The sequence below is a fragment of the Iodidimonas muriae genome (genome assembly GCF_014647255.1).
GTDB classification, from domain to species: Bacteria; Pseudomonadota; Alphaproteobacteria; order Sphingomonadales; family Rhodothalassiaceae; genus Iodidimonas; species Iodidimonas muriae.
On the sequence record NZ_BMOV01000004.1, the window covers coordinates 94,914 to 118,827 of the forward strand.

A 23,914-nucleotide genomic window follows, 5' to 3' on the forward strand; every position below is an offset into this window, starting at 1 on the left:
CACCCTTTTTTGTTATTTGCCGAAAGTCATTGAACATGGTTGGATTTCGGTGCAAATGGCGCTATCCTCTGGCCGAATTCTGACGCGGGAATGGCCTCATTTTCGGGCGTGTTCTGCCCCGCATGCTGATCCATCCAGATACAAGCCTTTCACATAAACAGGAGAATGTTATGGCGATCAAAAAAGGCGATAAGCTGCCTTCGACAACCCTGAGCCGCATGGGTGAAAACGGGCCGGAGAAAGTTGAAACCGACGCTTTGTTTGCGGGGAAAACCGCCGTTGTGTTCGCGGTTCCCGGTGCCTTCACTCCCACCTGTTCGGCCCGCCATCTGCCCGGTTTCGTGGATCACTTGGATGCCATCAAGGCAAAAGATGTGGATATGGTGGCCTGCCTGTCTGTCAATGATGTGTTTGTGATGAATGCTTGGGGCAAATCGGCCGATGCCAAGGGCATCGAGATGTTGGCCGATGGCAATGGCGACTTTGCAAAAGCGATGGGCCTTGAAATGGATGGCACGGGCTTTGGCATGGGCACGCGCTCCCAGCGTTATGCCATGATCGTCAAAGACGGCGTGGTGTCCGAGCTGTTCGTGGAAGAGCCGGGCGCGTTCGAGGTGTCTAGCGCCGAACATGTGCTGAAAGCGCTCTAACGTCCCTTGCTGATCGGATGACATGTGTTAAATCGCCTTCAGCTCTTTGGTTGAAGGCGATTTTCTTTTGCCAGAAGGGCATTTCCACGCCAAAATTAGCGAATTGAAATAACAAGAAGGCAGATCCATGACTCCGATGCAGATTTTTGTCATTTTATTGATAGCCCTCGCATTTTTGATCATTTTTGCGGGCGTTAAGATGGTACGCCAAGGATATGCCTGCACCGTTGAGCGCCTGGGCCGCTATACCCGGACTTTGGAGCCGGGGATCCACTTTCTTACGCCCTTCATCGAACGGATCGGCGCTAAGCTGACCATGAAGGAACAGGTGCTTGATATTCCCACCCAAGAGGTGATCACCAAGGACAATGCCATGGTGGGCGTTGATGGGGTGGTGTTTTTCCAGGTGCTGGAGGCTTCCAAGGCGGCTTATGAGGTGGATAATCTGGAGATTGCCATCCTCAATCTCACCATGACCAATGTGCGGACGGTGATCGGCTCGATGGATCTGGACGAGATTCTGTCGCAGCGGGATAAGATCAACGCTTCCTTGCTGAATGTGGTTGATGATGCCACCACCCCTTGGGGCGTGAAAGTGACGCGGATCGAAATCAAGGACATCAATCCGCCGCGCGATATCGTGAATGCCATGGCCAGCCAGATGAAGGCGGAGCGGGAAAAACGCGCGGCAATTCTGGAAGCGGAAGGCAAGCGCTCCAGCGAGATTTTGCGAGCCGAAGGGGAAAAGCAGGGCAAGGTTCTGGAAGCCGAAGGGCGGCGTGAAGCGGCGGTGCTGGATGCCGAAGCCCGTGAACGTCTTGCTGCGGCCGAAGCGGAAGCCACGCGCTTGGTGTCCGAGGCGATTGCCAATGGCGATGCGCAGGCGGTGAATTATTTCGTGGCGCAAAAATATGTGGAAGCCTTAGGCAAATTTGCCAATTCCCCCAATGCCCGAATGGTGTTCATGCCTTTGGAGGCTACGGGGGTCATTGGCGCGCTGGGCGGCATGCAAGAGCTGTTTCAAAAGGGTATCGGCGGGGCAGAAAAAGAGGACAAGGCGCAAAAACCGTCTGGCAAACGGCCCTCCCGTCCTCGAAATCCTTATAATGCTGCATCGCCTTTTTCAGTGCCGCAGTCCGGTGACGATCAGGAATAAGGGAGGGCATGATTATGGATGATTTTTGGTTCGGCCCGTGGATGTGGTTCATCATAGCCCTTCTGTTATTGATCGTCGAAATGGTGGCGCCGGGCGTTTTGTTTTTGTGGATCGCCATTGCCGCCGGGGCGACCGGGTTGTTGACGCTGCAATTGCCGTTTCTCGGCCCTGAAATGCAAGGGGCGGCCTTTGCGGTGTTGGCGGTTTTGGCCACATGGGCGGGGCGCCGTTATTTCCGCACACGGCCCAAAGATGAAGAGGCCGCGCTGCTCAATCGCGGGCCGCGCGCTTATGTGGGTCGGCGGCTGGTGGTAACCGGGGAAATTGTCAATGGCGTGGGCCGGGTAAAGGCCGGTGACACGGTATGGACGGCACATGGGGACGATGCGCCTCAAGGTGCTGTGGTCGAGGTTTGGGATGTGGATGGAATTGTTTTGAAAGTGCGCTCTGTCGATTCTGAACAAGGCTGATGATCCGGGCCAAATCTATGGCCCGGCCAGCATGTCTCAGGCCGTTTGTTTTTTGGCACTGGCGGCCAGAGCTTCGATCCGTTCCAGCATGGAAAACAGCCCGTTGGCGCGCATGGGGGAAAGATGTTGCCGCAAATCCAATTCTTCCAGAATGGCACGGGCATCGGTCTTTAGAATGTCGTCCGGCGTTTTTCGGGAGAAAATCAGCAACATTAGCGCCACCAGCCCTTTGACGATATGGGCATCGCTGTCACCCTTCAGAACCAGCCGGTGTTCCGGCCCTTCCGGGGTCGCAACCAACCAAACCTGCGAGGTGCAGCCGCGAACCTTATTGGCTTCATTATAGGCATCTTGCGGTAATTTGGGCAGCTTACGGCCCAGCTCGATGATATAGCGATAGCGGTCTTCCCAATCATCAAGCAGTTCGAAACTGTCCCTCACATCCTGAAGCGTGGTGCCATCAAGGCTTTCATAAGCGGTTTGATTCTGTACATTGGGCATCTGTGTCACTGGGTCCGCGTTAAAGGTCAGGATGTGTTTTTTTCATGGTTTCATTGAGGGATTTGGCCTCCTCATGCGTCAATGTCAATGTATGACACAGTGAAAGAAGATCATAAGCGGCAATCGTTGCTTGTGAAAATAGAGGAAATGCCGCGTGACAGATCAGGATCGCTCGACCAGTAATTCCGCGCAGGCGGCCCAGAAAATCTCCCCGTCTTCCCCCGATATGTCATCAGAATTGCCGCATCAAGAACCGCCTTATCCCGCGCCGCGCTATGCCTGGGCTGTGGTGGCCTTGCTGCTGTTGATTTATACTGTGTCGTTCATTGACCGGCAGGTGCTGGCACTTCTTGTGGGGCCGATCAAGGCGGATCTGGATGTGTCGGATCTGGAATTCGGGCTGTTGACCGGCCTGTCTTTTGCGCTGTTCTATACCTTTTTCGGGATTCCGTTCGCGCGGTTGGTGGATAGCCGCAGCCGCCGCGGCCTGATTGCCTTTGGTATTGCGGTCTGGAGTATTGCCACCGCCGCTTGCGGGCTGGCCCGAAGCTTTTCCATGCTGTTTCTGGCGCGCATGGGGGTGGGCATTGGGGAAGCGACCCTGACACCTGCGGCCAATTCGCTGATTTCCGACCTGTTTGCCCCCCATAAGCGGGGGCGCGCCATTAGTATTTATACTTTGGGTATTCCGTTGGGATCGGCCCTTGCGTTTTTGTTTGGCGGCGCGGTGATCGAACTTGTCAGTAGCGCCGGAACCCGCACCTTGCCTTTATTCGGCGAGATTCGCGGCTGGCAGATGACCTTCATTTTGGTGGGGCTGCCCGGTCTGTTGCTTTCTGCGGCCATGCTGATTTTTGTAAAAGAGCCTTTTCGGCGGGGCCGGGCCATGACGGCAGGATCATCGACAGTGCCCGTTAAAGAAACTGTGCGTTATTTCCTGCAGCGTTGGCGGGTGTTTGTGCTGGGGTTCATCGGCATCGCGTTCCTGTCTGCTTTGGGTTATGGCACCATCTATTTCATCGGGGCTTTTTATGGTCGGGTGCACGGGTTTACGCCGGGACAGGTGGGGCTGGTATTTGGGCTTGTGATGCTGATTGCGGGCACCGGAGGCATTTTGACAGCCGGTGTGATTACCGATCGTTGGATGGCGCAGGGCCGCAATGATACTCATTTCCGTTTGTTGATTTTGGCGATTCTGTGTGGTGCGCCCTTTGCTTTCAGCTTTCCCATGGTGGGCTCGCCGATTTTGGCAACGGGGCTTTTGGCGCTGTCGATCTTTTTCAATAATTGGGTCTGGGGCACGGCTTATGCGGGGGTGGCTGCTGCCAGCCCCAATGAATTGCGCGGGCAGGCCACGGCGATCTATCTATTTGTGGTCAATCTGATCGGTATGGGGCTTGGCCCCACTATGTTCGGCTTTTTCACCACCACCGTGTTCGCCGATGATAGCAAGATCGATCTGGCCTATTTGTGGATGGCGCTGCTGTGCCTCCCCATTGCTCTTGTGTGCCTGCTGATTGCGCGCCCTGCTTTTGCCAAGCAACTGGCTGAAGTGCGTGCCTTTGAAGGCCATTAAAAAAGCCGGGGGTGATCCCCCGGCTATATGCCTTTTTTGATGTCGGATCGCTGATGGATCAGTCTTCAAGGCTGCGCAGATCGCGGTCGAGCTTGAAGCGTTTGGATGTCATGTAGGATTCCATGCTTTGGATGCGACGGTCGATGCTGCGAAAGCGTCTTTTCAAATCGACGGCGCTGACATCCGGACGGTTTCTTGCTGTGCGCCAAAAGGTTTCTTCTTCCTCGTTTTCATAAAGATCCTTGGGCTTTTCATCGAGAACGAAGCCAAGAATGAAATAGATGGGCACGAGGGGCAAAAACCAGCCGATCATACAGCCAATCACAAGCGCGACGCGGATGATGTTGGCTTTGATGCCGGTATAATCCGCAAGACCCGCGCACACGCCCATGATTTTGCCATTGGCCGGATCTTTGTAGAGTTTGTTAGGGCTAAAGCGTTTCATGGCGACGTGACCTCCAATCGGGAACTTCATCATCCAGAATGCGCTCAAGGGTGGTGGTACGGTCCTCGAGCTTTTCTGATAGTCTGCGGAGCTCGTCCAATGTTGCTTCATCTTGTGCAGAGAGCCCTTTGGCCTTTTTCATTTCGGTTGCGTAATGAAAAATAATGGCGATGGGCAGAACCACTGCGAGAAAGATGATAAGCGGGACTTCCAAAAATTCCATGATCAGCCCCTGTTATTGATCAGCTTTCTTGGCTGGCTTCAACTTTGATTTCAGCGCATCCAGTTCGGCCTGAATGGCATCTTCCGTTTCCAAAGAGGCGAATTCATCGGCCAATGTGCGACCTTGCCCACGGCCCAAATCAAGCGCTTCGGCTTCGCCTTCCAGGCGGTCAAGGCGGCTATCCACCTTGTCGAAGCGCAAGAACGCATCTTCGATCCGGGTATCGTACAAAGACCGCTTTACGCGCAACTGGTTTTCTGCGGTTTTATAGCGTGCCTCGATGGTGGCTTTCTTCGCACGGGCTTCGCGCAGCTTGGATTCCAGCTTGATCACATCGTTTTCATGGCGACCAAGGGCTTCGCTCAGATGCTCAAGGTCTTCCTGTATTTGCGCGGCCATTTCGGCGAGCTTGCTTTTTTCGATCAAGGCGCCTTTGGCCAGATCCTCGCGGTCTTTTGACAAAGCCAATTCGGCCTTGCGTTGCCATTCGGCTTGGGCATCGTCCAAGCGCCGCAATTTTCTCTCACAGTCTTTTTGATCGGCAATGGTCTTGGCGGCGGCCGAGCGGACCTCGACAAGGGTGTCTTCCATTTCCTGAATCATCAAGCGGATCATCTTTTCAGGCTCTTCCGCATGGTCGAGCAAGGCATTCAGATTGGAATTGATGATATCGGTGAGGCGGGAAAAAATACCCATGGCTTTTGGCTCCTTTTATCTTTGTTGTCTCGCTGTCGTCACTCGGGCAGACTATCAAACCGCCCGGATTGGCTGGATTGGTCCGGTTCAGGCGTCCCGGCGACGGTTACGGTCGCGGCGGCGTTGGCGCGGACCCCAGCCAAATTCTGCACGGTGGCGGCTGGCATTGCCAAAGAAGGTCATCATGCCATCATTTTCGCAATGAAGAGCTTCGGTGCTGGCAAGGGCTGCGCCCATATGTGTCAGGATATTCATTGTTTTTATCTCCGTTCCCTGTCGTGTTTAATCTCGATATCCCCCATAAAAGCAAATGGCGTGCCAGTTTTTGATAAAATCGTAACATATTGATTTATATAGGTTAATTTTTTTGGTGGGGATTTTTGATATTTTGCGATATTGTGAAAATTCACAAATAATGGCAAAAATTACGAATAATTAGTATTATGTCTCCTGCGGATATCAATATTCTGGGTAGCGATCCGGTTTTTCTGGATCTGATGGATCAGGTGAGCCAATTGGCCCCGCTGGATCGGCCGGTTCTTGTGATCGGAGAACGCGGTACCGGCAAGGAGCTGATTGCCGCACGGCTTCATTTTCTGTCGCGGCGCTGGGGGCAGAATTTTGTCAAACTCAATTGCGCGGCCTTGCCGGAATCCTTGATTGACAGCGAATTGTTCGGGGTAGAGCCGGGCGCCTTTACAGGGGCGGTGCGCCGTCGGGCCGGCCGGTTCGAGCAAGCGGACAAAGGCAGCCTGTTTCTGGACGAGATTGCCACTTTGTCTCAGGCAGCACAGGAAAAATTGCTGCGTATTATTGAATATGGCCAGTTTGAGCGGCTGGGGGGCAATGATAGTCTGACGGTGGATGTGCGGATCATCGGGGCCACCAATGTGGATCTGCCGAGCCTTGCCGATCAGGATCGCTTCCGTGCCGATTTGTTGGATCGTTTGGCCTTTGATGTGTTGACGGTGCCGCCTTTACGGGCGCGGCGCGACGATATTCCGCTTTTGGTGGATCATTTTGCCCGGGCAATGGCCCATGAACTGGGATGGGCGTCGTTTGCCGGATTTTCTCCCCAAGCCATGGAGCAGCTTTGCAATTGGCAGTGGCCGGGCAATGTGCGGGAACTGAAAAATGTGGTGGAGCGCGCCGTTTATCGCTGGGCCCGCCCCGATGATGCGGTAGAGGTGGTGGATTTCGACCCCTTTGCCTCGCCTTATCGCCCATTGGCGAAAGATAATGCAGGTAAAGAGAGCGCCCCTTCCGCAAAGGAAGAAGAAAAGCAGACGATCATTCGCCCCGCGGACGGGCCCCTTTCCCCGTCCTTGCCCTATGATTTTCGCGTGCATATGGAAAATCATGAGCGGGACTTGCTGGAACGGGCCTATGAATCTTGTAAATTCAATCAGCGCGAAACCGCAAAAATGCTGGGGCTGAGCTATGATCAGTTCCGCCATGCTGCAAAAAAACATGGCTTGCTATAATGCTGTGCGGCACTGTTAGGGATAAAAGCCCGGCGGGCGGGTTATGAACAAGGGAACTCCATGAAAACACAGCCTCCTTTTCCGCTTTTTCGTCTGGTTTTGATCGCCGGGGCCTTGGCGCTTAGCTTTGCGGCATGGCGGCTTTATGTGCGCTACGGGGCCAGCGATGTTACGCAGGCCGAAACCATTGTCTACGGTATGATGCTGTTTATCTTTGGCATTGCGCTGGCGGCTTTTTTTGTGGTGGCACTGGCCAAGCTGTTCATGCGCTTTTTTAAAAAGCGCCGGGAGCCTTTCGATTTCGATCTGAAATAAGCCGTCTTGCCATATCCGTGAAAACAGGCACCATGTGGCGGTGTTTTATAAGGGCAAAGGGGACGGATCATGTGTCGATTTCTGACAGTGCAGGCGGTGAAAACGGCGGGTCTATCTGTGGCGTTGTCTGTGGCCGGGCTGCAAGCAGCGCAGGCAGACGGTTTGCTGATCTATGGCGGTCCCATTTATACCGCCAATGATGCTGCCCCGATGGCTGAAGCGGTTCTGGTGGACGATGGCATGATCCGCTATGTGGGCGCCTTGGCCGAGGCGCAAGCGCAAGCCGAAGGGCGCACCGATATCACGCGGATCGATCTTGACGGTGCGGCGCTTTTCCCCGGCTTTACCGATTCCCATGCGCATCTTTATGGCATTGGCATGCGCGAGATGACCCTGAATCTGGAAGGCGTTGCCTCGATCGCAGACTTGCAGGACCGCTTGGGCAAACATCTGAAAACGGTGCCGCCGGGCGCGCTGGTGATCGGGCGCGGCTGGATTGAAACCCACTGGCCCGAAGGGCGGTTTCCCACCCGATCCGATCTGGATGCGGTGTCTAGAGATCACCGGATTGTTCTGGTGCGTGCCGATGGCCATGCGGCGGTGGCTTCCTCCAATATTTTGGCCCAGTCAGGCATTACGGCGGACAGCACGCCCCCCTTTGGTGGCGATATTCTAAAGGATGAAGCAGGCGTTCCTACGGGCATGCTGATCGATACCGCCATGAATCTGGTCTTGACAGGTGGTGATCAGGACCAGTCCGTCGATCGTGTGGAGGTCTATGAAAAGGCCGATAAGGTGTATCGCAGCTATGGCTGGACCGGTCTGCACAATATGTCGGTCCTGCCCGCAGATGTGCCCTTGCTAGAGCGGTTGTCCGATGAAGGGCAGATTGCGCTCAGGGTTTATAATTCCATCGATCAAGAGGGGGCCGAGGTCTTGATGGCTTCGGGGCCAAGCGTGTCGGAAAATGGCCGTATCCAGACGCGGGCGGTGAAGCTTTATATGGATGGGGCCTTGGGATCGCGCGGAGCGGCTTTGCTCGAGCCCTATGCGGATGCGCAGACCAGCGGACTTTTGATGATGAAAAAGGCAGAAACTTCGGCCTTTTTGGAGAAGGCCTTAAGAACCGGCATCCAGATCAACACACATGCCATTGGCGATAAAGCCAATCACATGTTGCTGGATTGGTACAAAGACGCTTTTGAGGCTGTGGATGCGGCAGACCGGGGCGTGGAAAATCCCCGCTGGCGTATCGAACACGCCCAGATTCTTGACCCCGGTGATATGGACCGCTTTGCCGAAATGGGGGTGATTGCCTCTATGCAGCCCAGCCATGCCATTGGTGATCTGCATTTTGCTCCCTTACGTTTGGGTCAGGAACGGCTTGTGGGGGCCTATGCATGGAAAACGCTGCTTGATAAGGGCACAATGATCGTTGCGGGCTCTGATGCGCCGGTTGAACGCGGTGATCCGATGATCGAATTTTATGCTGCCGTGGGGCGCATGGACCTGAATGGATTTTCGGCCCAAGGCTGGCACCCTGAACAGGCGGTGGACCGCATGACAGCGTTGAAGATGTTTACCCTTTGGCCTGCTGTTGCCTCATTCCAAGAGGATAAAATTGGCAGTATCACAGTGGGAAAACGCGCCGATTTCAGCGCCTTTTCAAAAGATATCATGCGCGTTCCCGTTGCGGACATTCCCCAAACCCATGCGGTTTTGACCATCATCGATGGTGAGGTTGTCTATCGCGCAGGGATGTAATGTCATGTCACGTAGTCTCCGGCCCGCCTAGAACCGGTAAGCGAGCGCCAGAAACAGGCTGAGCTGGTTTTTGTCGCGGGTGACAGGGCTGTCGGCTGCATCATTGACAAGCCGGTAATAGGTGGCCGCAGACACCACATTCCAGTGCTCGGCAATGGGATAGCTCAGGAAGGCTTGTCCACCCAGCCGGGCGGCCCCCGCATTGGCATTGAATGTGGGAAGGTTCGCGGCGGGGCTTTGCTCTGGTGTTACGCTGAAAAAGCTGTCCATGAAATCGCCGGAGCCAAATTGCACCTGCGGTCCTACGCGCAACAAGCCGCGCTTGCCATCGATCCGCTGGGTGTAATTGAGGCCAAGATCAGCGCGCAGGCCTTCATGCCCCTTGCCGATCATATCCTTGTGGACGGTGAATTCCACCGACCAGCGATCAAAGAATATCTCGCCAAAGGCTTGGCCCGATGCGGTAACACCTACTTTTGGCAGGCCGGGAACATCCTTGCGTCCCCGTGTGTCGAAGCTGGGGCCGATGCTGGCGCCGAGCATATATTTCAAGCGCCCATTTTTGTCGCCATAGAGAAAAGTGCCAAGGCCACGGCCGGTATTGAGAAAAAACCGCTTCTTATAGGTGATATCGAAATAGGGAACGGGCGTAGCAACAAGGGATGCGGCACCGGGAAAATCGGGACGCACAGCAGCGCCAAGACCGACTTGCGCGTTCCAATCTTCCGGATCGCCGGGGATGAACCATTGCGCCCGGGCCGGAGACGCGACACAAATCAGGATAAAAAAGGCGAGATAGCGGAAGGGCATAAAGGTCTCCACGCTCAATATTCTATGTAAATATCTTTCATCCGTTCCCGTGATAAAGGCAGGGCGATCTGGCAGTATAATGGCAGGATTTATACGATTAAGGCAGATCAATCCGGACTGTCGGTCATGCCGATAACGCGAACGTCGATGGTTTTTTCTCCGGCGATTTCAAACTGCAATGTGAGTGGTATCCGGGTTCCCGCTTCCAGCCGTTTTTCCAATCCCATCAGCATGATATGATCGCCCGCGGGTTTCAGTTGCGCGGTGCTGCCAGAGGCAATCGCAACGCTGTCGATGGGACGCATGCGCATCATGCCGTCTTCTTCGCCACTGGTGTGCAGCCCCACATGCCGGGCCAGAGAGGATGCGGCAGAGATCAATTGGTCATCGCTGCCGGTATTGTTGTGGATGGTGAGATAAATGGCCCCATTGGGGGCCCCTTCCGGTGTTTCCCGTGCCCACGCATTTTCAACCAGAAGCTCACCGGATGGTGAGCCACAGCTTGCACTTGCAAGGCTGACGGTAAGGACGAAAAGGGTCAAAGACAAACGGCGAAACATAATGGAGTCCTTCGGAACTTTAACAAGATTACAGCCATCAAGAGAGTGTCGCACTTGCCTGCCTAGCGCAATACCGCTTTTGTTTTGATCGGCACTATCGGGCGTTTTCTTCAAAGAGGCGGCATGAAAAACGCCGGACGCCCGATCAGGCCAACCGGTCCGTTGCCGTGACCAATTCATGCACGATGGCGGGTTCAAAAGCGGAATGTCCTGCCACGGGGACAAGCCGCAAAGTGGCATCGGGCAGGGCGCGTTTTAGCTCCCATGCGGATATTGGCGGGCAAATGGCATCATAGCGCCCTTGCACCAGAATTGTGGGAATCTGGCGCAAGCGGTCTGCGTGGCGCAGAATTTGATCATCATGTTCCAGAAAGCCGCGGTGCTTGAAATAGTGACATTCTATGCGCGCAAAAGCCAAGGCGAACTGGGCGTTATCGCTTTGCCGGATCTGTTGTTCATCGGGAACCAGAGTCACGCAACTGCTTTCCCACCGGCTCCATGCCTTGGCAGCCTGAATTCGCTCCGCTTCATTGGGCCCTGTCAGACGGCGATAATAGGCTTCAATGATATCTCCTCGTTCTTCCAAGGGGATAGGGGCCAGAAAATCCTGCCATTCGCTGGGGAAAAGGGCGTTGGTGCCGCTTTTATAAAACCAGTCCAGTTCCCGTTGCCGCATCAGGAAAATGCCGCGCAAAACAAGTGCCGTGACCCGTTCGGGATAGCTTTGGGCATAAAGCAGCGCCAACGTGCTGCCCCATGATCCGCCAAACACATGCCAGCGATCTATTTTCAAATGGCGGCGCAGGCGTTCCATATCCGCCACCAGATGGTGGCTGGTATTGGCGTCAAGACTGGCAAAGGGCTTGGAACGACCACAGCCCCGCTGGTCAAATAAAATGATGCGGTAGCGCTTGGGATCGAAAAATCTGCGCTGTACAGGCGATGTGCCGCCTCCCGGGCCACCATGCAAAAACACCACAGGCCGCCCGTCAGGGTTCCCCGACACTTCGTAATAGAGCTGATGCCCGTCTCCCACATCCAGATAATCAGAGAATTCACTGGCAAGTGGCGGATAGAGTTTGCGCAGAGCATCGCCTTGTTTCGACATATCAAATCACGCCTTGTCTCTTGTCTAATGCGTCTCTCTTTCTTTGTTGCAGGCTTGATCCAGGGGATGCAAGTCCATTTCTCGTGAGCCATAATGGTTTCAAGGGAAACAAATATTGCGCATTTTTGATAATTTCTTTATTGACATTGCGCATAGGGCGCACTTATGGTCGCCCCATGATTATGCAACGCAGCTTTTTTTATTTTGGGTTCTATTTTACGTCCCCCACCGGGGAGGTCGTATAGCGCTCGGCTGCTGAATTGCACACAGCATTAATCCAAGCGACAGGCCTTCCGGAACCCCGGGAGGCTTTTTTTATGCAAGGTGAGGACCATGTCAGCGACAAAAACGACAGAACTGGACGAGACGAGGAGCAAAATTTCCGACGTGGATCAGCAGCTTTTGCAGCTTCTGGCCCAGCGGCGCAGCCTTAGTCTTCATGTGGCAGAGAACAAGCTCAAAAGCGGTCAGGCCGTGCGCGATACCGGGGTTGAGCGCAAAAGTCTGGTGTCGATGATCCGTCGGGGCCGCGAATTGGGGTTGGATGCGCATCTGGTAACCAAATTATTCCAAGGGATCATTGAAGATTCGGTCCTGTTGCAGCAAGCCAGCCTTCATGCGCGGGAAAATGCCGAAGACGGGACCAGTTTGCGTCGGGTGGCCTATCTTGGCGGGTCCGGATCTTACAGTCAGGCGGCCTGTCAGAAATATTTTGCCCGCCGCGCTGGCAAGCTGGTGGAACTGGGCTGCGATACCTTTGAGGCGGTCTTGAGAAAAGCCGAGGAAGGGGAGGCGGATTGCGCCATTCTGCCCATCGAAAACACCACCTCTGGCAGCATCAATGATGTGTATGACCTGTTGCAGCACACGGGTCTGTCCATTGTGGGGGAGGTGACGCACAAGATCGAGCATAGCCTGTTGGCGGCAAATACAGAGCTGAAACCGGATCAGGTGACCACCTTGTTCGTGCATCCGCAGGTGCATGCCCAATGCAGCCATTTCTTGGCCCGGCTTGGGGATGTGGAAATTATTTATTGCGAAACCACGTCCCACGCCATGGAGCGTGCCGCCGATGCGGGGGGCACGGCAGCCGCCATTGCCTCACGGGAAGCGGGGGCTTTGTGGGGCCTTTATGACATCAAAAGCGATCTGGCCAATCAGCGGCAAAATCACACCCGTTTCATTGTGGTGGCCCGCACTCCGGCAGCGGTTCCTGAAAGTGTTCCGGCCAAAACCACGCTGGTTTTGTCGGTGGATCAAAAGCCCGGCGCCCTTGTGGATGCGCTTTTGGTGTTCCGCGATCACGGCATCAATATGCTGAAGCTGGAATCGCGGCCCTTGCACGGCAATCCGTGGGAGGAGTTGTTCTATATCGATATTCTGGGCAATGTCCGGGATGGGGCCGTGGCGGCCGCCCTTGACGATCTGGCGCGGCGCACGCGGTTCTTGAAGGTTTTGGGATGCTATCCATCGGAAGATGTGGCCCCCACCGAAGTGACCCCCGATGCCTTGCGTGATGTGCAAAACAAAGAAGGCAAATTGCAGGCCAAAGAGCAGGCCAAGGCTCGGGCGAAAATTCCGGCCCAGCCCAAGTCCGACACGTCCCCGGCGGCCCCCGCACCCAAAGGGTGGAAACTGGCCAGTCGCCAGCACAAGCCCGATGATACGGTGATCCATGTGGGGTCGGCCAGTATTGGCGATGGCTTCACGGTGATTGCGGGGCCGTGTTCTGTGGAATCGCCGGAGCAGGTGATGGCCTGCGCCGAACATGTGCGGGCCAATGGCGGGGCCATGCTGCGCGGCGGGTGTTTCAAACCGCGCACCAATCCCTATAGCTTTCAGGGCATGGGGTTTGAAGGGCTGGATCTTTTGAAACAGGCGGGCGACCGGCATGGCCTGCCCATCGTAACGGAGGTTTTGTCCACCGATCAGGTGGTGGATGTGGCCAAGCAATCGGATATTTTGCAGATCGGCGCGCGCAACATGCAGAATTTCCCGCTATTGAAGCTGGTGGGCCGCACCCATCGTCCCGTTCTTTTGAAACGCGGCATGATGGCCTCGCTGGATGAATTGTTGCAAGCGGCGGAATATATTTTGTCCGAAGGCAACAAGCAGGTGATCTTGTGCGAACGCGGCATCCGCACCTTCGAGCCTGCCACCCGCAACACGCTGGATCTGTCTGCTGTTCCTTTGTTGAAGCAGATGAGCCACCTGCCGGTGATTGTCGATCCCAGCCATGCGGTGGGTCGGCGCGATATGGTGATTCCCATGGCCAAGGCGGCAAAAGCCGTGGGCGCACATGGCATTATTGTGGAATTCCATCCCAAGCCGGAAGAGGCTTTGTCCGATGGTCCGCAGGCGCTTACCTTCCCCATGTTCGAAGAAATGATGGAAGACTTGGCCTGATCGACTGCTGCGTCCTATATCAAGGAAGGGGCGGTGCATATTGCCGCCCCTTTTCAGTATTTGCGGCCAGACAGCTCCCTCCTGAATTGGCAGGGCCGTGATGCAAGCGGTGGATTTCAAAGCGGGAAGGCCCGATACTATGGGCCACACCGATTTTGCCCAATCAGGAGCGCAGACCATGGACTTTGCTTATTCCGCCCGTTGCCAGGACATGCTGGCCCGCGTTCGCGCCTTTATGGAAACGCATTATTATCCTTTTGAGGCGGATATGTTCGCTGAAGTGGCAAAGGGGGACCGTTGGCAGCCCCTGACGATTATCGAGGAGTTGAAAGACAAAGCGCGTAAGGAAGGGCTTTGGAATCTGTTTTTGCCCGATAGCGATCAAGGCGCCGGACTGTCCAATCTTGATTATGCGCCTTTGGCCGAAGAAATGGGCCGCTCTTTCTTTGCGTCGGAAGTGTTCAATTGCTCTGCCCCCGATACGGGCAATATGGAAGTGTTGGTACGCTATGGCACGCCGGCCCAGCAAGAACGCTGGCTCAAACCTTTATTGGCGGGCGAGATCCGGTCGGCCTTTGCCATGACAGAGCCGGATGTGGCGTCGTCCGATGCCCGCAATATTCAATCCAGTATTGTTCGTGATGGCGATGATTATGTGATCAATGGCCGCAAATGGTGGACATCAGGAGCCGGGGACCCGCGCTGTAAGGTTCTGATCTTCATGGGCAAATCTGATCCCAATCATGAAGATATTTATCGCCAGCAATCGATGATTCTGGTGCCCATGGATGCGCCGGGGGTCAAGGTGACGCGGATGCTGCCGGTGTTTGGCTATGATGATGCGCCGCACGGCCATGCGGAAATGACCTTCACCGATGTGCGCGTTCCCAAAGAGAATATGCTGTTGGGCGAAGGACGCGGTTTTGAAATTGCCCAAGGCCGCTTGGGGCCGGGCCGTATTCATCACTGCATGCGGCTTATTGGGCTGGCGGAACGGGCGCTTGAAAAAATGTGCCAGCGTCTGACGGCGCGTGAAGCCTTTGGCGCGCCGGTGGTGCGTCAGTCGGTATGGTCGGAACGCATTGCTGACGCGCGGATTCGCATTGATACGGCACGGCTTTTGACCCTGAAAGCGGCGTGGATGATGGATACGGTGGGCAATAAGGCGGCGAAAAAAGAAATCGCCATGATCAAAGTGGCGGCCCCAAATATGGCGTGCGACGTGATCGATTGGGCCATACAGGCTCATGGCGGCGGCGGTGTATCGGATGATTTCGGCCTTGCTTATGCCTATGCGCAGGCCCGTACGCTGCGCTTGGCCGATGGCCCTGATGAAGTGCATCGCAACCAGATCGCTAAACAGGAAGTGCGCGAACAAACCAGAGCCAATCATTAAGCCTTTGCAGCAAACGCCTTCGTGCCTTGGGCGCGGGGGCGTCAATCCGTTTGGAAAGCGCGACTTTAATAGCTAAGCTGTCATGCCGGTGTGGAAATTCCGGGCATCATAAGAATGGGAGCCTTTGTGTCGGGTGTCGGACAAGAAACCATTGAAGAGCCGGGGCTTGAGATTGATGGCCATGGCGATGTTTTGCGTTTGGTCGCCCGTGGATCATGGCTGATTGAAACGGCGTCCCGGCTGGAAGATATTGTCGCGCGTGTTCAGCCAATGGCGCAAAACCGGGCGGAAATCGATCTGTGTCAGGTCGCCGCCTTGGATACGGTGGGGGCTTGGCTGGTGCATCGGCTGCAACTTCAGCTTGATGCGGTTCAGGTGAAAACTGTTTTCCGCTTTGGCAATGATAAACAAAAACGCATTGTCGAACATATCTGTAAAAGCGATGCCTATTGTGATGTCGAGCCGCCCCGTGAATCGGCTTTGCTGAAGCTGGTCGAAGATGTGGGGATCGCCACTGTAACGATCATCGTTAATTTCGGGGCGCTGCTTTCGTTTTTGGGAAATGTCTTCGGGCGGCTTTCCAGGTCGATCCTTGATCCAAGGCGTATTCGCCTGACACCGCTTGTCTATCAAATGGAAGTGGTCGGCTTGCGGTCCATGCCGATTGTCGGGCTTATTTCCTTTTTGATCGGGGCGGTGATCGTCAATCAAGGAGCTGTGCAACTTCGCCAGTTCGGCGCGGAAATTCTGGTGGCGGATTTGGTGAGCATTGGCGTCTTGCGCGAATTGGGTGTTTTGCTCACCTCGGTGATTGTTGCAGGGCGGTCGGGCAGCGCTTTTGCGGCGCAAATCGGTTCGATGGTGATGCGCGAAGAGGTGGATGCCATGAAGGCATTGGGCATCAATCCCATTGATGTTCTGGTTTTGCCCCGCATTGTGGCCCTTGCGCTTGTTCTACCGCTTTTGACCTTTTTTTCCGATGTGATGGGCCTGATCGGCGGGGCTTTGATGGCGTGGTTCACATTGGATATTACTCCGTCCCAATTTCTCAACCGTATGTCGGACCTGAGTTTGCTCAACGAGCTTTATATCGGCCTTATTAAATCGTTCTTTTTTGCGGGCGTCATCTCGGTGAGCGGGTGCTTTCAGGGGCTGTCGGTGCATGGAACAGCAGAATCTTTGGGACGGAACACCACGGCAGCGGTGGTGGAATCGATTTTTCTGGTGATTGTGCTGGATGCGTTTTTCGCTATGTTCTTCACAACGATCGGATGGTGATGGTTCAGGATATGATCATAAAGGATCAGGCCGAAAAGGCCCAGGACCACGCCGATGACTGTGTGGTCAAGGTGCGCGGCCTGCACAATCAATTTGGCAGCCTTGTGGTTCATCATGACCTTGATCTGGATGTAAGGCGCGGGGACATTCTGGGCGTTGTTGGCGGATCGGGCACCGGAAAATCGGTTTTGTTGCAGTCGATCATTGGCCTGCATAAGCCCAATGCGGGCAAGATCGAGGTGGCGGGGCGCGATCAGGCGCTGCTTTCCGACGAAGATAAAAAAGCAGCACGCCGTGAATGGGGCGTTCTCTTTCAGGAAGGGGCGCTTTTCTCTTCGTTGACGGTCGCGCAAAATGTGCAGGTGCCCTTGCGGGAATATTTCGATTTGTCGCCGCGGTTGATGAATGAAATCGCGGCTTATAAAATTGCGATGGTGGGGCTGCCGGCCCATGCGGGGCCGAAATATCCGTCGGAATTATCTGGCGGCATGAAGCGCCGGGCGGGCCTTGCACGGGCTTTGGCTCTTGATCCTGATCTGGTGTTTCTGGATGAGCCCACGGCTGGCCTTGATCCCATTGGGGCCGCAGCTTTTGACCAAATGATTTTGGAACTACGCGACACTTTGGGGCTGACGGTATTTTTGATTACCCATGATATGGACACCTTATTCACAAGCTGCGACAGGATCGCTGTTCTGGCCGAGAGAAAAGTAATCATAACAGGAACGATCGAGGAATTGCTGGCCTTCGATCACCCATGGGTGCGAGAGTATTTCCATGGGCCACGTTCGCGGGCGGCGCAAAAAGCCCGTCGCAGGGTGGAATGACCACTCTATATTCAGGGCGGGGGCTTGCGGCAGATGTTGCACCCTTAGAAACGATGACTGTCCTTTAAGCGAGAGAAGATCCGAATGGAAACGCGCGCACATCATTTGCTTATCGGCACGTTCATGCTGTTGCTTATCAGCGGCCTTTTCGCCTTTGTGATCTGGCTGGCAAAGGTGGATGTGGATCAGCAATATAAGCGGTACGAGATTTTCTTCGAAGGATCGGTTGCCGGGCTGAGCGAGGGAAGCGCGGTGCGGCTGAACGGTGTGCCTGTGGGGTCTGTTCTGGATATTTCCATCCCTCCCGAAGATCCGTCCAAGGTGCGGGTTTTGGTGCGCATCGAATATGATGTTCCAATTCTGGAAGGCAGCGTGGCCCGTTTGGAATTACAAGGATTTACCGGCATTGCCTTTGTGCAGATTTCCGGTGGCCAAAGGGGCCGTGCCCTCCCCATTTCTGAAGATGCGGGTGTGGGGGAAATCCCGTCGGAACGATCGCCCATCCAGCAGGTATTCGAAGAGGCCCCCAATCTGATCAATGAAGCCATTCTGGCGGTTAATAATGTGAAGGAACTTTTGGGGCCGGACACCCAGCAGCGGGTGGCCAATATCTTGGAAAATATCGATATTCTATCAAGCAGCCTTGCGGGGCGTTCAGAGGAAATCAATGCGGTTTTGCTGCATCTGGATGATGCTATCATTGATTTCCAGAACACCGCAAAAGCCTTTTCCAACCTGGCTGAAACCACCAATGATGTGATGAACACAGATGTGCGCAAGACCTTTGAGCAAGCCTCCGAGGCTGCCCGGTCCGCCGATGCTTTGGCTGATGAACTGACGGGGCTGGTGTCCGATAACCGCGAAGGGGTGTCGCGCTTTGTGAATACAGGCTTGCCGGAAGTGGCGCGTCTGATCGGTGATCTGCGGCGTTTGACCCAAAGGCTTGATACGGTCGCGCAGAAGTTTGAAGACAAACCGATCGAGGCATTGTTTGGCTCCAGGCAACCAGAGTTTGAAGGGCAGAAAAACTGATGACCCATTTCATGCGTTGTTTTAAGGGACGTTTTATCCGCCGTTCTTTGCGCACAAGCCTTTTGTCCGTTGCTTTGGCCTTGCCACTTTCGGGCTGTGGCGGTCTTGTGGATCTGGGGCAAGATGGTCCGCCCCCGTCCATTTTTACACTTCAGCCATTGCCCCGTGCCGATAAAGACGACCAGCGCGCGCCTTTGATTTTTGTGGAAGAGCCGCAGCTTTCCGGTGCGCTTGATACCACACGCATTGCGGTGCGCCGTGGGGCCAATCGCTTTGAATATCTGGTCGCTGCCCGGTGGGAAGAACGCACTCCGCGTTTGCTCCAGCGCTATGTGGCGCGGTCCCTTGATAATCGCGCCGGGCTTGAAGCCGTGGGCGATTTTAATATCGACCTGCCGGTTGGGTATCGTTTGCGGCTGGATGTGCGCAATTTTGAAGCCCAAACGGATGCAGACCGGGCCGATGGGTTGACTGTGCAAGTCAATTGGGTAGCCATGATCATAGAGGCGACATCATCGAAAATCATTGGCCATCGGAATTTGGTCGCGGATCGTCAGGCTGCATCCAATAGCCCGTCCGATGTGATCGTTGCCTATAATGCGGCAACCGATGCGGCGGTCAAAGACCTCGCCATTTGGCTTGGCGACGTACTGGAACAGTCACACGACGGCCCGAACGTGGCTTCGGACCGTTCCTGATTTCAAAAAGCGCCCAGACGACGCCCATGAAGGCAAAGGTCATGGCGGCGATAAAAGGTGCCCGTGGCCCGAAGGCGGCCATCAATCCCCCGCCCAATGTGGGGCCGATCACCCGGCCAATGGCTGAAAACCCGTTGGCCAGGCCCAAAGCGGCCCCCTGCACATGGGCTTCATTGCGTTGTGAAACCAGACTGTTCAAAACGGGAAAAGACAATGTCATGCCCCCCATCATCAGGGGAAAGGCCAGCAAAACGACCGGCAGAATGGTGGGCATCAAGAGCACCATCAAAGATCCGGCGATAGAGCAACACAAGGCCACCAGATAGGTCCGCACTTCGCCCAGACGGTCCGCAAGCGGTGAGACGATAAACGCCTGAATCGCGGCAATCACCAGACCCACTGCCATAATCAGGAAGCCCACCTGCCGTTCGTTCCAGTTCCACACATCATTTGCCCAAAAGCCGGTCATGGAAAAAACCATGCTCTGTGCAGAAGAAGACACAACAAACTGCATCAGCAGCAGGGTCTTTCTCGGACTATCAAGGAAAGCCAAAAAGCGTTTGGAGCGGATGATTTGCTCATCTGAACGTGGTGCGGCGCTTTGCTGTGCTTCGGGGACGGCCCCTGTTCCCGTTTCTATGCTCGTTTTTGTATTTGTATCTGTATCTGTATCGGTGTCGGGGCGGCGGAGATGTTTGGGAAGGCGCAAAAATGCCAAAAGGCACGCGGTAAAGGACAATATGGCGGCGGCAAAGGCCGATAAGGCCAAGGCATTGGTTTGGGAAAGGGAGGCCAGTGCCGCGGCCAAGCCCGGCCCTGCGGCAAAGCCCAGCCCGAAGCTGACGCCGATCAGGCCCATGGCGCGGGTGCGGCCTTCGTTGGAGCTGAGATCGGCCATGGCCGCCATGGCAACGCCCACATTGCCAGCCATGGCGCCCGATATGCCCCGCGCCACAAACACCATGAGCATGGAATGGGCCAGCCCCAAAAGCACATAGGAAACCCCGGCCCCGAAAAGCGTGAGCATCAAGGCGCGTTTGCGGCCAATACGGTCGGACAACCGTCCCCATAAGGGGCCGAAAAGCGCGGCCATGGCGGCATAGATACCGAAAAGCAACCCGCCGGTCATCTCTCCCCCGCCAAAGGATTGTACGATGAAGGGCAGGATCGGCAGAATGATGCCAAAGCCGACAAGGTCGATGAACAGACACAATAAGAGAACAAAAGCCGGGCTCATAGGAGGGCTGTGCCCCCTATGACGGGTTTGGCTGTGTTTTGTGCGTTATTTCTTCCGCATTTCGTCCAGTTGCGATTGCATGGCTGCAAGCTGTTTTTCCAGAGCATCGATTTTGCCTTCGGATGCGGTTGGAGCCTGTGAGGGGCGAGAGTCCGCCTTGGTGCCGGGCGATGTGGCCGCAGGCGTTTTATCCGCGAAAGGATTGAACATTTTAAAGGTCTGTTCAAAAACCTGCATGTTTTTTCGTGCGGCTTCATCCAGCATGGACATGGCTTGTGCCGGGTTCAGGCTGTTTTCAAAGGCGGCACGCATATGCTCTTGATTTTGGGAAAAGGCATCCATGGATGTTTGGAGATAGCCGGGCACCATGCCTTGCAGGCGATCGCCATAAAATCCGATGAGTTGGCGCAAAAAGGGAATGGGCAACATTTCCTGCCCACGGCTTTCCTGCTCGAAAATGATCTGGGCCAGAACAGCGCGGGTGATGTCGTCGCCCGACTTTGCATCGCGCACAACAAAATCGCGGCCATCGCGCACCAATTGCGCCAGATGATCCAGCGTTACATAGCTTGATGTCTCTGTGTTATAAAGACGCCGGTTGGCGTATTTTTTGATGATGACGCAATCGGCGTCCTGTTTCTTTTGAGCCATGTTTCCTGATGATCCTGTTTTTGCCAGATTAAGTCTGGCCTTTTGTGGGGCGCAATGGCAAGGCTTATTTTGATGCAGGTGCGAACAAGATTTTGCTGCGCAACGTAAAGGCGGGTGTCGTGCAGCATTTTGGGGCAAAAGTGCAGCATAAACGGATGGCCAAAACAGACCGCACTATATTTTCTGCGACAGATCAACCGCCTTCGGGGCGGGGCGCGGCGGCTTTGTCCAAAGGCGTGCGCCGTGGGCCTCATCCTTTCGGGTTGCATCTAGGCAATATGATCTGCGCATCGGCAGGCAATCCCGCACAACTGGCGGCGGCCCTTGCCGGGGTTGAAGCGTGGCGGGGCCATGCTTTTTGCCGGCCGGAACATCAAATGCCAATCCGCCTGACCATGGGCACCATGAACATTCGGGATTATGGCGGTGGCGGGCCGCCGGTTTTGCTGGTGCCGTCCTTGGTGAACCCCGCTTATATTCTTGATCTATTGCCGCAAAACAGCCTGATCGGCGCCTTGCGTGCGCAAGGGCTGGCGCCACTTTTGTTGGATTGGGGGCAGCCGGGCGAAGAAGAGCAGGGATTTGGGCTGGCGCATTATGTGGACCGGATCAGCCAAAGCATCGCGGCTTTGGCCGAAGCATTTGGCCGGCCGATTTCGGTGGTGGGCTATTGCATGGGCGGCACATTATCGCTTGCGGCCAGCCTGATGGATAGCCGCCATATTTCCAGATTGGCCTTGCTGGCAGCACCATGGGATTTCCATGCCCATGCAGCGCGGCACCGGTCTTTGGCGGCCATGGCCTTGTCTTTGGTGCCGGTGATCGAACGCCTTGGGCACGCGCCGGTGGATCTGATCCAGAGCTTTTTCACAGGCCTTAATCCATCGGCCAGCCTGTTGAAGTTCGCGCGCTTTTCACGTCTTGATCCGCAAAGCACGGAAGCAGAGTTGTTCGTGGCTTTGGAAGATTGGGCCAATAACGGTCCGCCGCTGGCAGGCCCCGTGGCCATCGAAGTGCTACGCGATTGGTACGCCTTGAATATGCCCGGCCAGGGCGGGTGGCTTTTGAAGGATCGTCTTGTGCAACCAAAGGCGTGCCGTCTGCCTGTTTTTGCCGCTGTCCCCAAGCGCGATGTGATCGTGCCGCCTCCAAGTGCGCTTGGTCTGGCCGGGGGCTTGGCGTGCGATGCCTTGATCCGGCCCGGCAGTGGGCATGTGGGCATGGTGGTGGGCCGCCGCGCCCGCGTGGATTTGTGGGATCCGCTAGCGCACTGGTTGTTGGCACAATGATTCCAGATCAGCCGATTCAAGGTCTTTGATCCGGTGTCCAGTCGTGCCAAGGTGGGACATCATGGCAAGATGGGTTCCCTTATATCAAAGGAGCACATCAAGGATCACACGAGGAGCCGATAAAATGACCGACATTGTAATTACCGCCGCCACCCGCACAGCCGTTGGGGCGTTTAATGGCGGGCTGAGTACTGTTCCTGCTCATTATTTGGGGGAGCATGTGATCCGCGCTCTTCTCGAGCGTAGCAAGCTGAAGCCTGAAGATGTGTCCGAAGTTATTCTGGGGCAGGTGCTATCCGCGGCACAGGGGATGAATCCGGCGCGTCAGGCATCGATGAATGCCGGCTTGCCCAAAGAAACGCCGGCTTGGGGCATCAATCAGGTTTGCGGATCTGGCTTGCGGGCCGTGGCGCTGGCGGCGCAAGCGGTAAGCAATGGCGATAGCAAGGTGGTGATTGCCGGCGGTCAGGAAAATATGAGCCTTGCCCCCCATGCGGCGCATTTGCGCTCGGGCCAGAAAATGGGGGATCTGTCGTTTGTGGATACGATGATTCGGGATGGCCTATGGGATGCCTTTAACGGCTATCATATGGGCACCACGGCGGAAAATGTGGCCCAGCGCTGGCAGGTATCCCGCGATCAGCAGGATGCCCTTGCGGTGGACAGCCAGCAAAAGGCGGAAGCCGCCATGAAGGCGGGCAAGTTCAAGGATGAAATCACCCCCATCACCATCAAAACCCGCAAAGGCGATATCGTGGTGGATACGGATGAATATCCACGGGCAGGAACCACCCTTGAAGCGGTATCGAAATTGCGTCCGGCCTTTCAGAAAGATGGAACCGTAACAGCAGGCAATGCCAGTGGGATCAATGACGGGGCGGCGGCTGTTGTGGTGATGTCGGCGGAGGAAGCCAAAGCACGCGGCCTTGCGCCTTTGGCCCGGATCGCCAGCTATGCGGTGGCGGGTGTCGATCCTGCCTTGATGGGAACCGGCCCGATTCCGGCCAGCCGTGCCGCCCTTGAAAAAGCAGGGTGGAAAGTTTCGGATTTGGATTTGATCGAAGCCAATGAAGCGTTCGCGGCGCAGGCTTGTGCGGTCAATCAGGATATGGGCTGGGATACGGATAAAGTGAATGTGAATGGCGGCGCCATTGCGATCGGACATCCCATCGGAGCCAGCGGATGCCGTATTCTTGTGACGCTTCTACATGAAATGGGCCGCCGTGATGCCAAGCGTGGCCTTGCCACTTTGTGCATTGGTGGTGGCATGGGCATTGCCATGTGTGTGGAACGGGTGTGAGTGGAGATGACAGGACAACCGGATCTTTTATGAATTGATCAA

24 protein-coding genes and 1 pseudogene are annotated in these 23,914 nt (G+C 55.4%); 15 read left to right on the top strand and 10 right to left on the bottom strand.

Annotated features, from left to right (window positions below):
- The first annotated feature begins 170 nt into the window (after window positions 1–170).
- The 3 genes from IEX96_RS07155 to IEX96_RS07165 all read left to right on the top strand — a co-directional run bounded on the left by IEX96_RS07155 (window position 171) and on the right by IEX96_RS07165 (window position 2,276).
- The gene (locus IEX96_RS07155; protein WP_188873697.1) at window positions 171–650 is read left to right on the top strand and encodes a peroxiredoxin; all 480 of its coding nucleotides are present in this window, start codon (window positions 171–173) and stop codon (window positions 648–650) included.
- Between the two features lie 127 nt (window positions 651–777).
- A complete protein-coding gene (locus IEX96_RS07160; RefSeq protein ID WP_188873698.1) occupies window positions 778–1,806 on the top strand; it encodes an SPFH domain-containing protein in 1,029 nt (342 codons plus the stop codon).
- 14 nt (window positions 1,807–1,820) lie between these two features.
- Entirely contained in the window at window positions 1,821–2,276 is a 456-nt protein-coding gene (locus IEX96_RS07165; RefSeq protein ID WP_188873699.1) for an NfeD family protein, read from the top strand.
- A gap of 36 nt (window positions 2,277–2,312) precedes the next feature.
- Here IEX96_RS07165 and IEX96_RS07170 read toward each other — a convergent pair whose 3' ends face one another.
- Complete coding sequence (locus IEX96_RS07170; RefSeq protein ID WP_150005403.1) at window positions 2,313–2,777, bottom strand: SufE family protein; 465 nt, start codon at window positions 2,775–2,777, stop codon at window positions 2,313–2,315.
- A gap of 154 nt (window positions 2,778–2,931) precedes the next feature.
- Between IEX96_RS07170 and IEX96_RS07175 the strand changes: the two genes are divergently transcribed.
- Window positions 2,932–4,353 carry a spinster family MFS transporter gene (locus IEX96_RS07175; RefSeq protein WP_150005321.1) on the top strand — a complete coding sequence of 474 codons (1,422 nt, stop codon included), beginning with the start codon at window positions 2,932–2,934 and terminating at the stop codon, window positions 4,351–4,353.
- A gap of 58 nt (window positions 4,354–4,411) precedes the next feature.
- On the opposite strand, the gene pspC is transcribed toward IEX96_RS07175, so the two are convergent.
- From pspC to IEX96_RS07195, 4 genes are all read right to left on the bottom strand, one after another.
- The gene (pspC, locus tag IEX96_RS07180) at window positions 4,412–4,798 is read right to left on the bottom strand and encodes an envelope stress response membrane protein PspC (RefSeq protein WP_188873700.1); all 387 of its coding nucleotides are present in this window, start codon (window positions 4,796–4,798) and stop codon (window positions 4,412–4,414) included.
- On the bottom strand, window positions 4,785–5,021 hold the full coding sequence (pspB, locus tag IEX96_RS07185; protein WP_149999765.1) for an envelope stress response membrane protein PspB: 237 nt from the start codon (window positions 5,019–5,021) through the stop codon (window positions 4,785–4,787). Before pspB ends, pspC begins: the two co-directional genes overlap by 14 nt.
- A 12-nt stretch (window positions 5,022–5,033) precedes the next feature.
- Complete coding sequence (pspA, locus tag IEX96_RS07190) at window positions 5,034–5,717, bottom strand: phage shock protein PspA (protein WP_150005319.1); 684 nt, start codon at window positions 5,715–5,717, stop codon at window positions 5,034–5,036.
- Between the two features lie 87 nt (window positions 5,718–5,804).
- On the bottom strand, window positions 5,805–5,972 hold the full coding sequence (locus IEX96_RS07195) for a hypothetical protein (RefSeq protein WP_188873701.1): 168 nt from the start codon (window positions 5,970–5,972) through the stop codon (window positions 5,805–5,807).
- 188 nt (window positions 5,973–6,160) lie between these two features.
- On the opposite strand from IEX96_RS07195, the gene pspF reads away from it, so the two are divergent.
- The 3 genes from pspF (at window position 6,161) to IEX96_RS07210 (ending at window position 9,280) form a co-directional block, all read left to right on the top strand.
- Window positions 6,161–7,201 carry a phage shock protein operon transcriptional activator gene (gene pspF, locus IEX96_RS07200; RefSeq protein ID WP_188873702.1) on the top strand — a complete coding sequence of 347 codons (1,041 nt, stop codon included), beginning with the start codon at window positions 6,161–6,163 and terminating at the stop codon, window positions 7,199–7,201.
- A gap of 60 nt (window positions 7,202–7,261) precedes the next feature.
- Window positions 7,262–7,516, top strand: coding sequence for a hypothetical protein (locus IEX96_RS07205; protein WP_150005318.1), 255 nt, complete (start codon window positions 7,262–7,264; stop codon window positions 7,514–7,516).
- A 69-nt stretch (window positions 7,517–7,585) separates the two neighbouring features.
- Window positions 7,586–9,280 (top strand): amidohydrolase, encoded by a 1,695-nt coding sequence (locus IEX96_RS07210; RefSeq protein WP_188873703.1) that lies wholly within the window; start codon window positions 7,586–7,588, stop codon window positions 9,278–9,280.
- A 27-nt stretch (window positions 9,281–9,307) separates the two neighbouring features.
- Here the strand turns inward: IEX96_RS07210 and IEX96_RS07215 are convergent, their stop codons facing one another.
- From IEX96_RS07215 to pip, 3 genes are all read right to left on the bottom strand, one after another.
- Entirely contained in the window at window positions 9,308–10,090 is a 783-nt protein-coding gene (locus IEX96_RS07215; protein ID WP_188873704.1) for a MipA/OmpV family protein, read from the bottom strand.
- Window positions 10,091–10,197: 107 nt separating this feature from the next.
- Window positions 10,198–10,650: a copper chaperone PCu(A)C gene (locus IEX96_RS07220; RefSeq protein WP_188873705.1), complete on the bottom strand. Its 453-nt coding sequence runs from the start codon at window positions 10,648–10,650 to the stop codon at window positions 10,198–10,200.
- Between the two features lie 145 nt (window positions 10,651–10,795).
- Window positions 10,796–11,758, bottom strand: coding sequence for a prolyl aminopeptidase (gene pip, locus IEX96_RS07225; protein ID WP_150005314.1), 963 nt, complete (start codon window positions 11,756–11,758; stop codon window positions 10,796–10,798).
- A gap of 333 nt (window positions 11,759–12,091) precedes the next feature.
- Here pip and IEX96_RS07230 point away from each other — a divergent pair, with 333 nt between their 5' ends.
- The 6 genes from IEX96_RS07230 to IEX96_RS07255 all read left to right on the top strand — a co-directional run bounded on the left by IEX96_RS07230 (window position 12,092) and on the right by IEX96_RS07255 (window position 19,395).
- Window positions 12,092–14,164 (top strand): bifunctional 3-deoxy-7-phosphoheptulonate synthase/chorismate mutase, encoded by a 2,073-nt coding sequence (locus IEX96_RS07230; RefSeq protein ID WP_229773597.1) that lies wholly within the window; start codon window positions 12,092–12,094, stop codon window positions 14,162–14,164.
- Between the two features lie 178 nt (window positions 14,165–14,342).
- Window positions 14,343–15,560, top strand: coding sequence for an acyl-CoA dehydrogenase family protein (locus IEX96_RS07235; protein ID WP_150005402.1), 1,218 nt, complete (start codon window positions 14,343–14,345; stop codon window positions 15,558–15,560).
- 126 nt (window positions 15,561–15,686) lie between these two features.
- The gene (locus tag IEX96_RS07240; RefSeq protein WP_188873706.1) at window positions 15,687–16,838 is read left to right on the top strand and encodes an MlaE family ABC transporter permease; all 1,152 of its coding nucleotides are present in this window, start codon (window positions 15,687–15,689) and stop codon (window positions 16,836–16,838) included.
- Window positions 16,838–17,665 (top strand): ABC transporter ATP-binding protein, encoded by an 828-nt coding sequence (locus tag IEX96_RS07245; protein WP_150005312.1) that lies wholly within the window; start codon window positions 16,838–16,840, stop codon window positions 17,663–17,665. The genes IEX96_RS07240 and IEX96_RS07245 overlap by 1 nt, the downstream gene beginning before the upstream one ends.
- Before the next feature lie 84 nt (window positions 17,666–17,749).
- Complete coding sequence (locus tag IEX96_RS07250) at window positions 17,750–18,697, top strand: MlaD family protein (protein WP_188873707.1); 948 nt, start codon at window positions 17,750–17,752, stop codon at window positions 18,695–18,697.
- Between the two features lie 11 nt (window positions 18,698–18,708).
- The gene (locus IEX96_RS07255; protein ID WP_188873708.1) at window positions 18,709–19,395 is read left to right on the top strand and encodes an ABC-type transport auxiliary lipoprotein family protein; all 687 of its coding nucleotides are present in this window, start codon (window positions 18,709–18,711) and stop codon (window positions 19,393–19,395) included.
- Here the strand turns inward: IEX96_RS07255 and IEX96_RS07260 are convergent.
- Both IEX96_RS07260 and phaR read right to left on the bottom strand, forming a co-directional pair.
- Window positions 19,316–20,659: pseudogene (locus IEX96_RS07260) on the bottom strand (MFS transporter); the annotation flags it as partial. The gene IEX96_RS07255 and the pseudogene IEX96_RS07260 sit on opposite strands and share 80 nt — an antisense overlap.
- An 18-nt stretch (window positions 20,660–20,677) precedes the next feature.
- Window positions 20,678–21,283, bottom strand: coding sequence for a polyhydroxyalkanoate synthesis repressor PhaR (gene phaR / locus IEX96_RS07265; protein ID WP_150005307.1), 606 nt, complete (start codon window positions 21,281–21,283; stop codon window positions 20,678–20,680).
- Window positions 21,284–21,402: 119 nt separating this feature from the next.
- On the opposite strand from phaR, the gene IEX96_RS07270 reads away from it, so the two are divergent.
- Window positions 21,403–22,572, top strand: a complete 1,170-nt coding sequence (locus IEX96_RS07270) for a polyhydroxyalkanoate synthase family protein (protein ID WP_188873709.1) — start codon at window positions 21,403–21,405, stop codon at window positions 22,570–22,572.
- 124 nt (window positions 22,573–22,696) lie between these two features.
- Complete coding sequence (locus IEX96_RS07275) at window positions 22,697–23,872, top strand: acetyl-CoA C-acetyltransferase (protein ID WP_150005304.1); 1,176 nt, start codon at window positions 22,697–22,699, stop codon at window positions 23,870–23,872.
- Window positions 23,873–23,914: the final 42 nt, after the last annotated feature.

What these genes read in the sequence shown, in the direction of transcription:
- IEX96_RS07245 (WP_150005312.1), top strand. Translation starts at nt 16,838, where the DNA reads ATGGTTCAGGATATGATCATAAAGGATCAGGCCGAAAAGGCCCAGGAC.
- IEX96_RS07205 (WP_150005318.1), top strand. Translation starts at nt 7,262, where the DNA reads ATGAAAACACAGCCTCCTTTTCCGCTTTTTCGTCTGGTTTTGATCGCC.
- IEX96_RS07170 (WP_150005403.1), bottom strand. Translation starts at nt 2,777, where the DNA reads ATGCCCAATGTACAGAATCAAACCGCTTATGAAAGCCTTGATGGCACC.
- IEX96_RS07165 (WP_188873699.1), top strand. Translation starts at nt 1,821, where the DNA reads ATGGATGATTTTTGGTTCGGCCCGTGGATGTGGTTCATCATAGCCCTT.
- pspC (WP_188873700.1), bottom strand. Translation starts at nt 4,798, where the DNA reads ATGAAACGCTTTAGCCCTAACAAACTCTACAAAGATCCGGCCAATGGC.
- pspF (WP_188873702.1), top strand. Translation starts at nt 6,161, where the DNA reads ATGTCTCCTGCGGATATCAATATTCTGGGTAGCGATCCGGTTTTTCTG.
- pip (WP_150005314.1), bottom strand. Translation starts at nt 11,758, where the DNA reads ATGTCGAAACAAGGCGATGCTCTGCGCAAACTCTATCCGCCACTTGCC.
- IEX96_RS07160 (WP_188873698.1), top strand. Translation starts at nt 778, where the DNA reads ATGACTCCGATGCAGATTTTTGTCATTTTATTGATAGCCCTCGCATTT.
- IEX96_RS07250 (WP_188873707.1), top strand. Translation starts at nt 17,750, where the DNA reads ATGGAAACGCGCGCACATCATTTGCTTATCGGCACGTTCATGCTGTTG.
- IEX96_RS07220 (WP_188873705.1), bottom strand. Translation starts at nt 10,650, where the DNA reads ATGTTTCGCCGTTTGTCTTTGACCCTTTTCGTCCTTACCGTCAGCCTT.
- IEX96_RS07155 (WP_188873697.1), top strand. Translation starts at nt 171, where the DNA reads ATGGCGATCAAAAAAGGCGATAAGCTGCCTTCGACAACCCTGAGCCGC.
- pspA (WP_150005319.1), bottom strand. Translation starts at nt 5,717, where the DNA reads ATGGGTATTTTTTCCCGCCTCACCGATATCATCAATTCCAATCTGAAT.
- IEX96_RS07275 (WP_150005304.1), top strand. Translation starts at nt 22,697, where the DNA reads ATGACCGACATTGTAATTACCGCCGCCACCCGCACAGCCGTTGGGGCG.
- IEX96_RS07255 (WP_188873708.1), top strand. Translation starts at nt 18,709, where the DNA reads ATGCGTTGTTTTAAGGGACGTTTTATCCGCCGTTCTTTGCGCACAAGC.
- pspB (WP_149999765.1), bottom strand. Translation starts at nt 5,021, where the DNA reads ATGGAATTTTTGGAAGTCCCGCTTATCATCTTTCTCGCAGTGGTTCTG.
- IEX96_RS07210 (WP_188873703.1), top strand. Translation starts at nt 7,586, where the DNA reads ATGTGTCGATTTCTGACAGTGCAGGCGGTGAAAACGGCGGGTCTATCT.
- phaR (WP_150005307.1), bottom strand. Translation starts at nt 21,283, where the DNA reads ATGGCTCAAAAGAAACAGGACGCCGATTGCGTCATCATCAAAAAATAC.
- IEX96_RS07235 (WP_150005402.1), top strand. Translation starts at nt 14,343, where the DNA reads ATGGACTTTGCTTATTCCGCCCGTTGCCAGGACATGCTGGCCCGCGTT.
- IEX96_RS07195 (WP_188873701.1), bottom strand. Translation starts at nt 5,972, where the DNA reads ATGAATATCCTGACACATATGGGCGCAGCCCTTGCCAGCACCGAAGCT.
- IEX96_RS07230 (WP_229773597.1), top strand. Translation starts at nt 12,092, where the DNA reads ATGTCAGCGACAAAAACGACAGAACTGGACGAGACGAGGAGCAAAATT.
- IEX96_RS07215 (WP_188873704.1), bottom strand. Translation starts at nt 10,090, where the DNA reads ATGCCCTTCCGCTATCTCGCCTTTTTTATCCTGATTTGTGTCGCGTCT.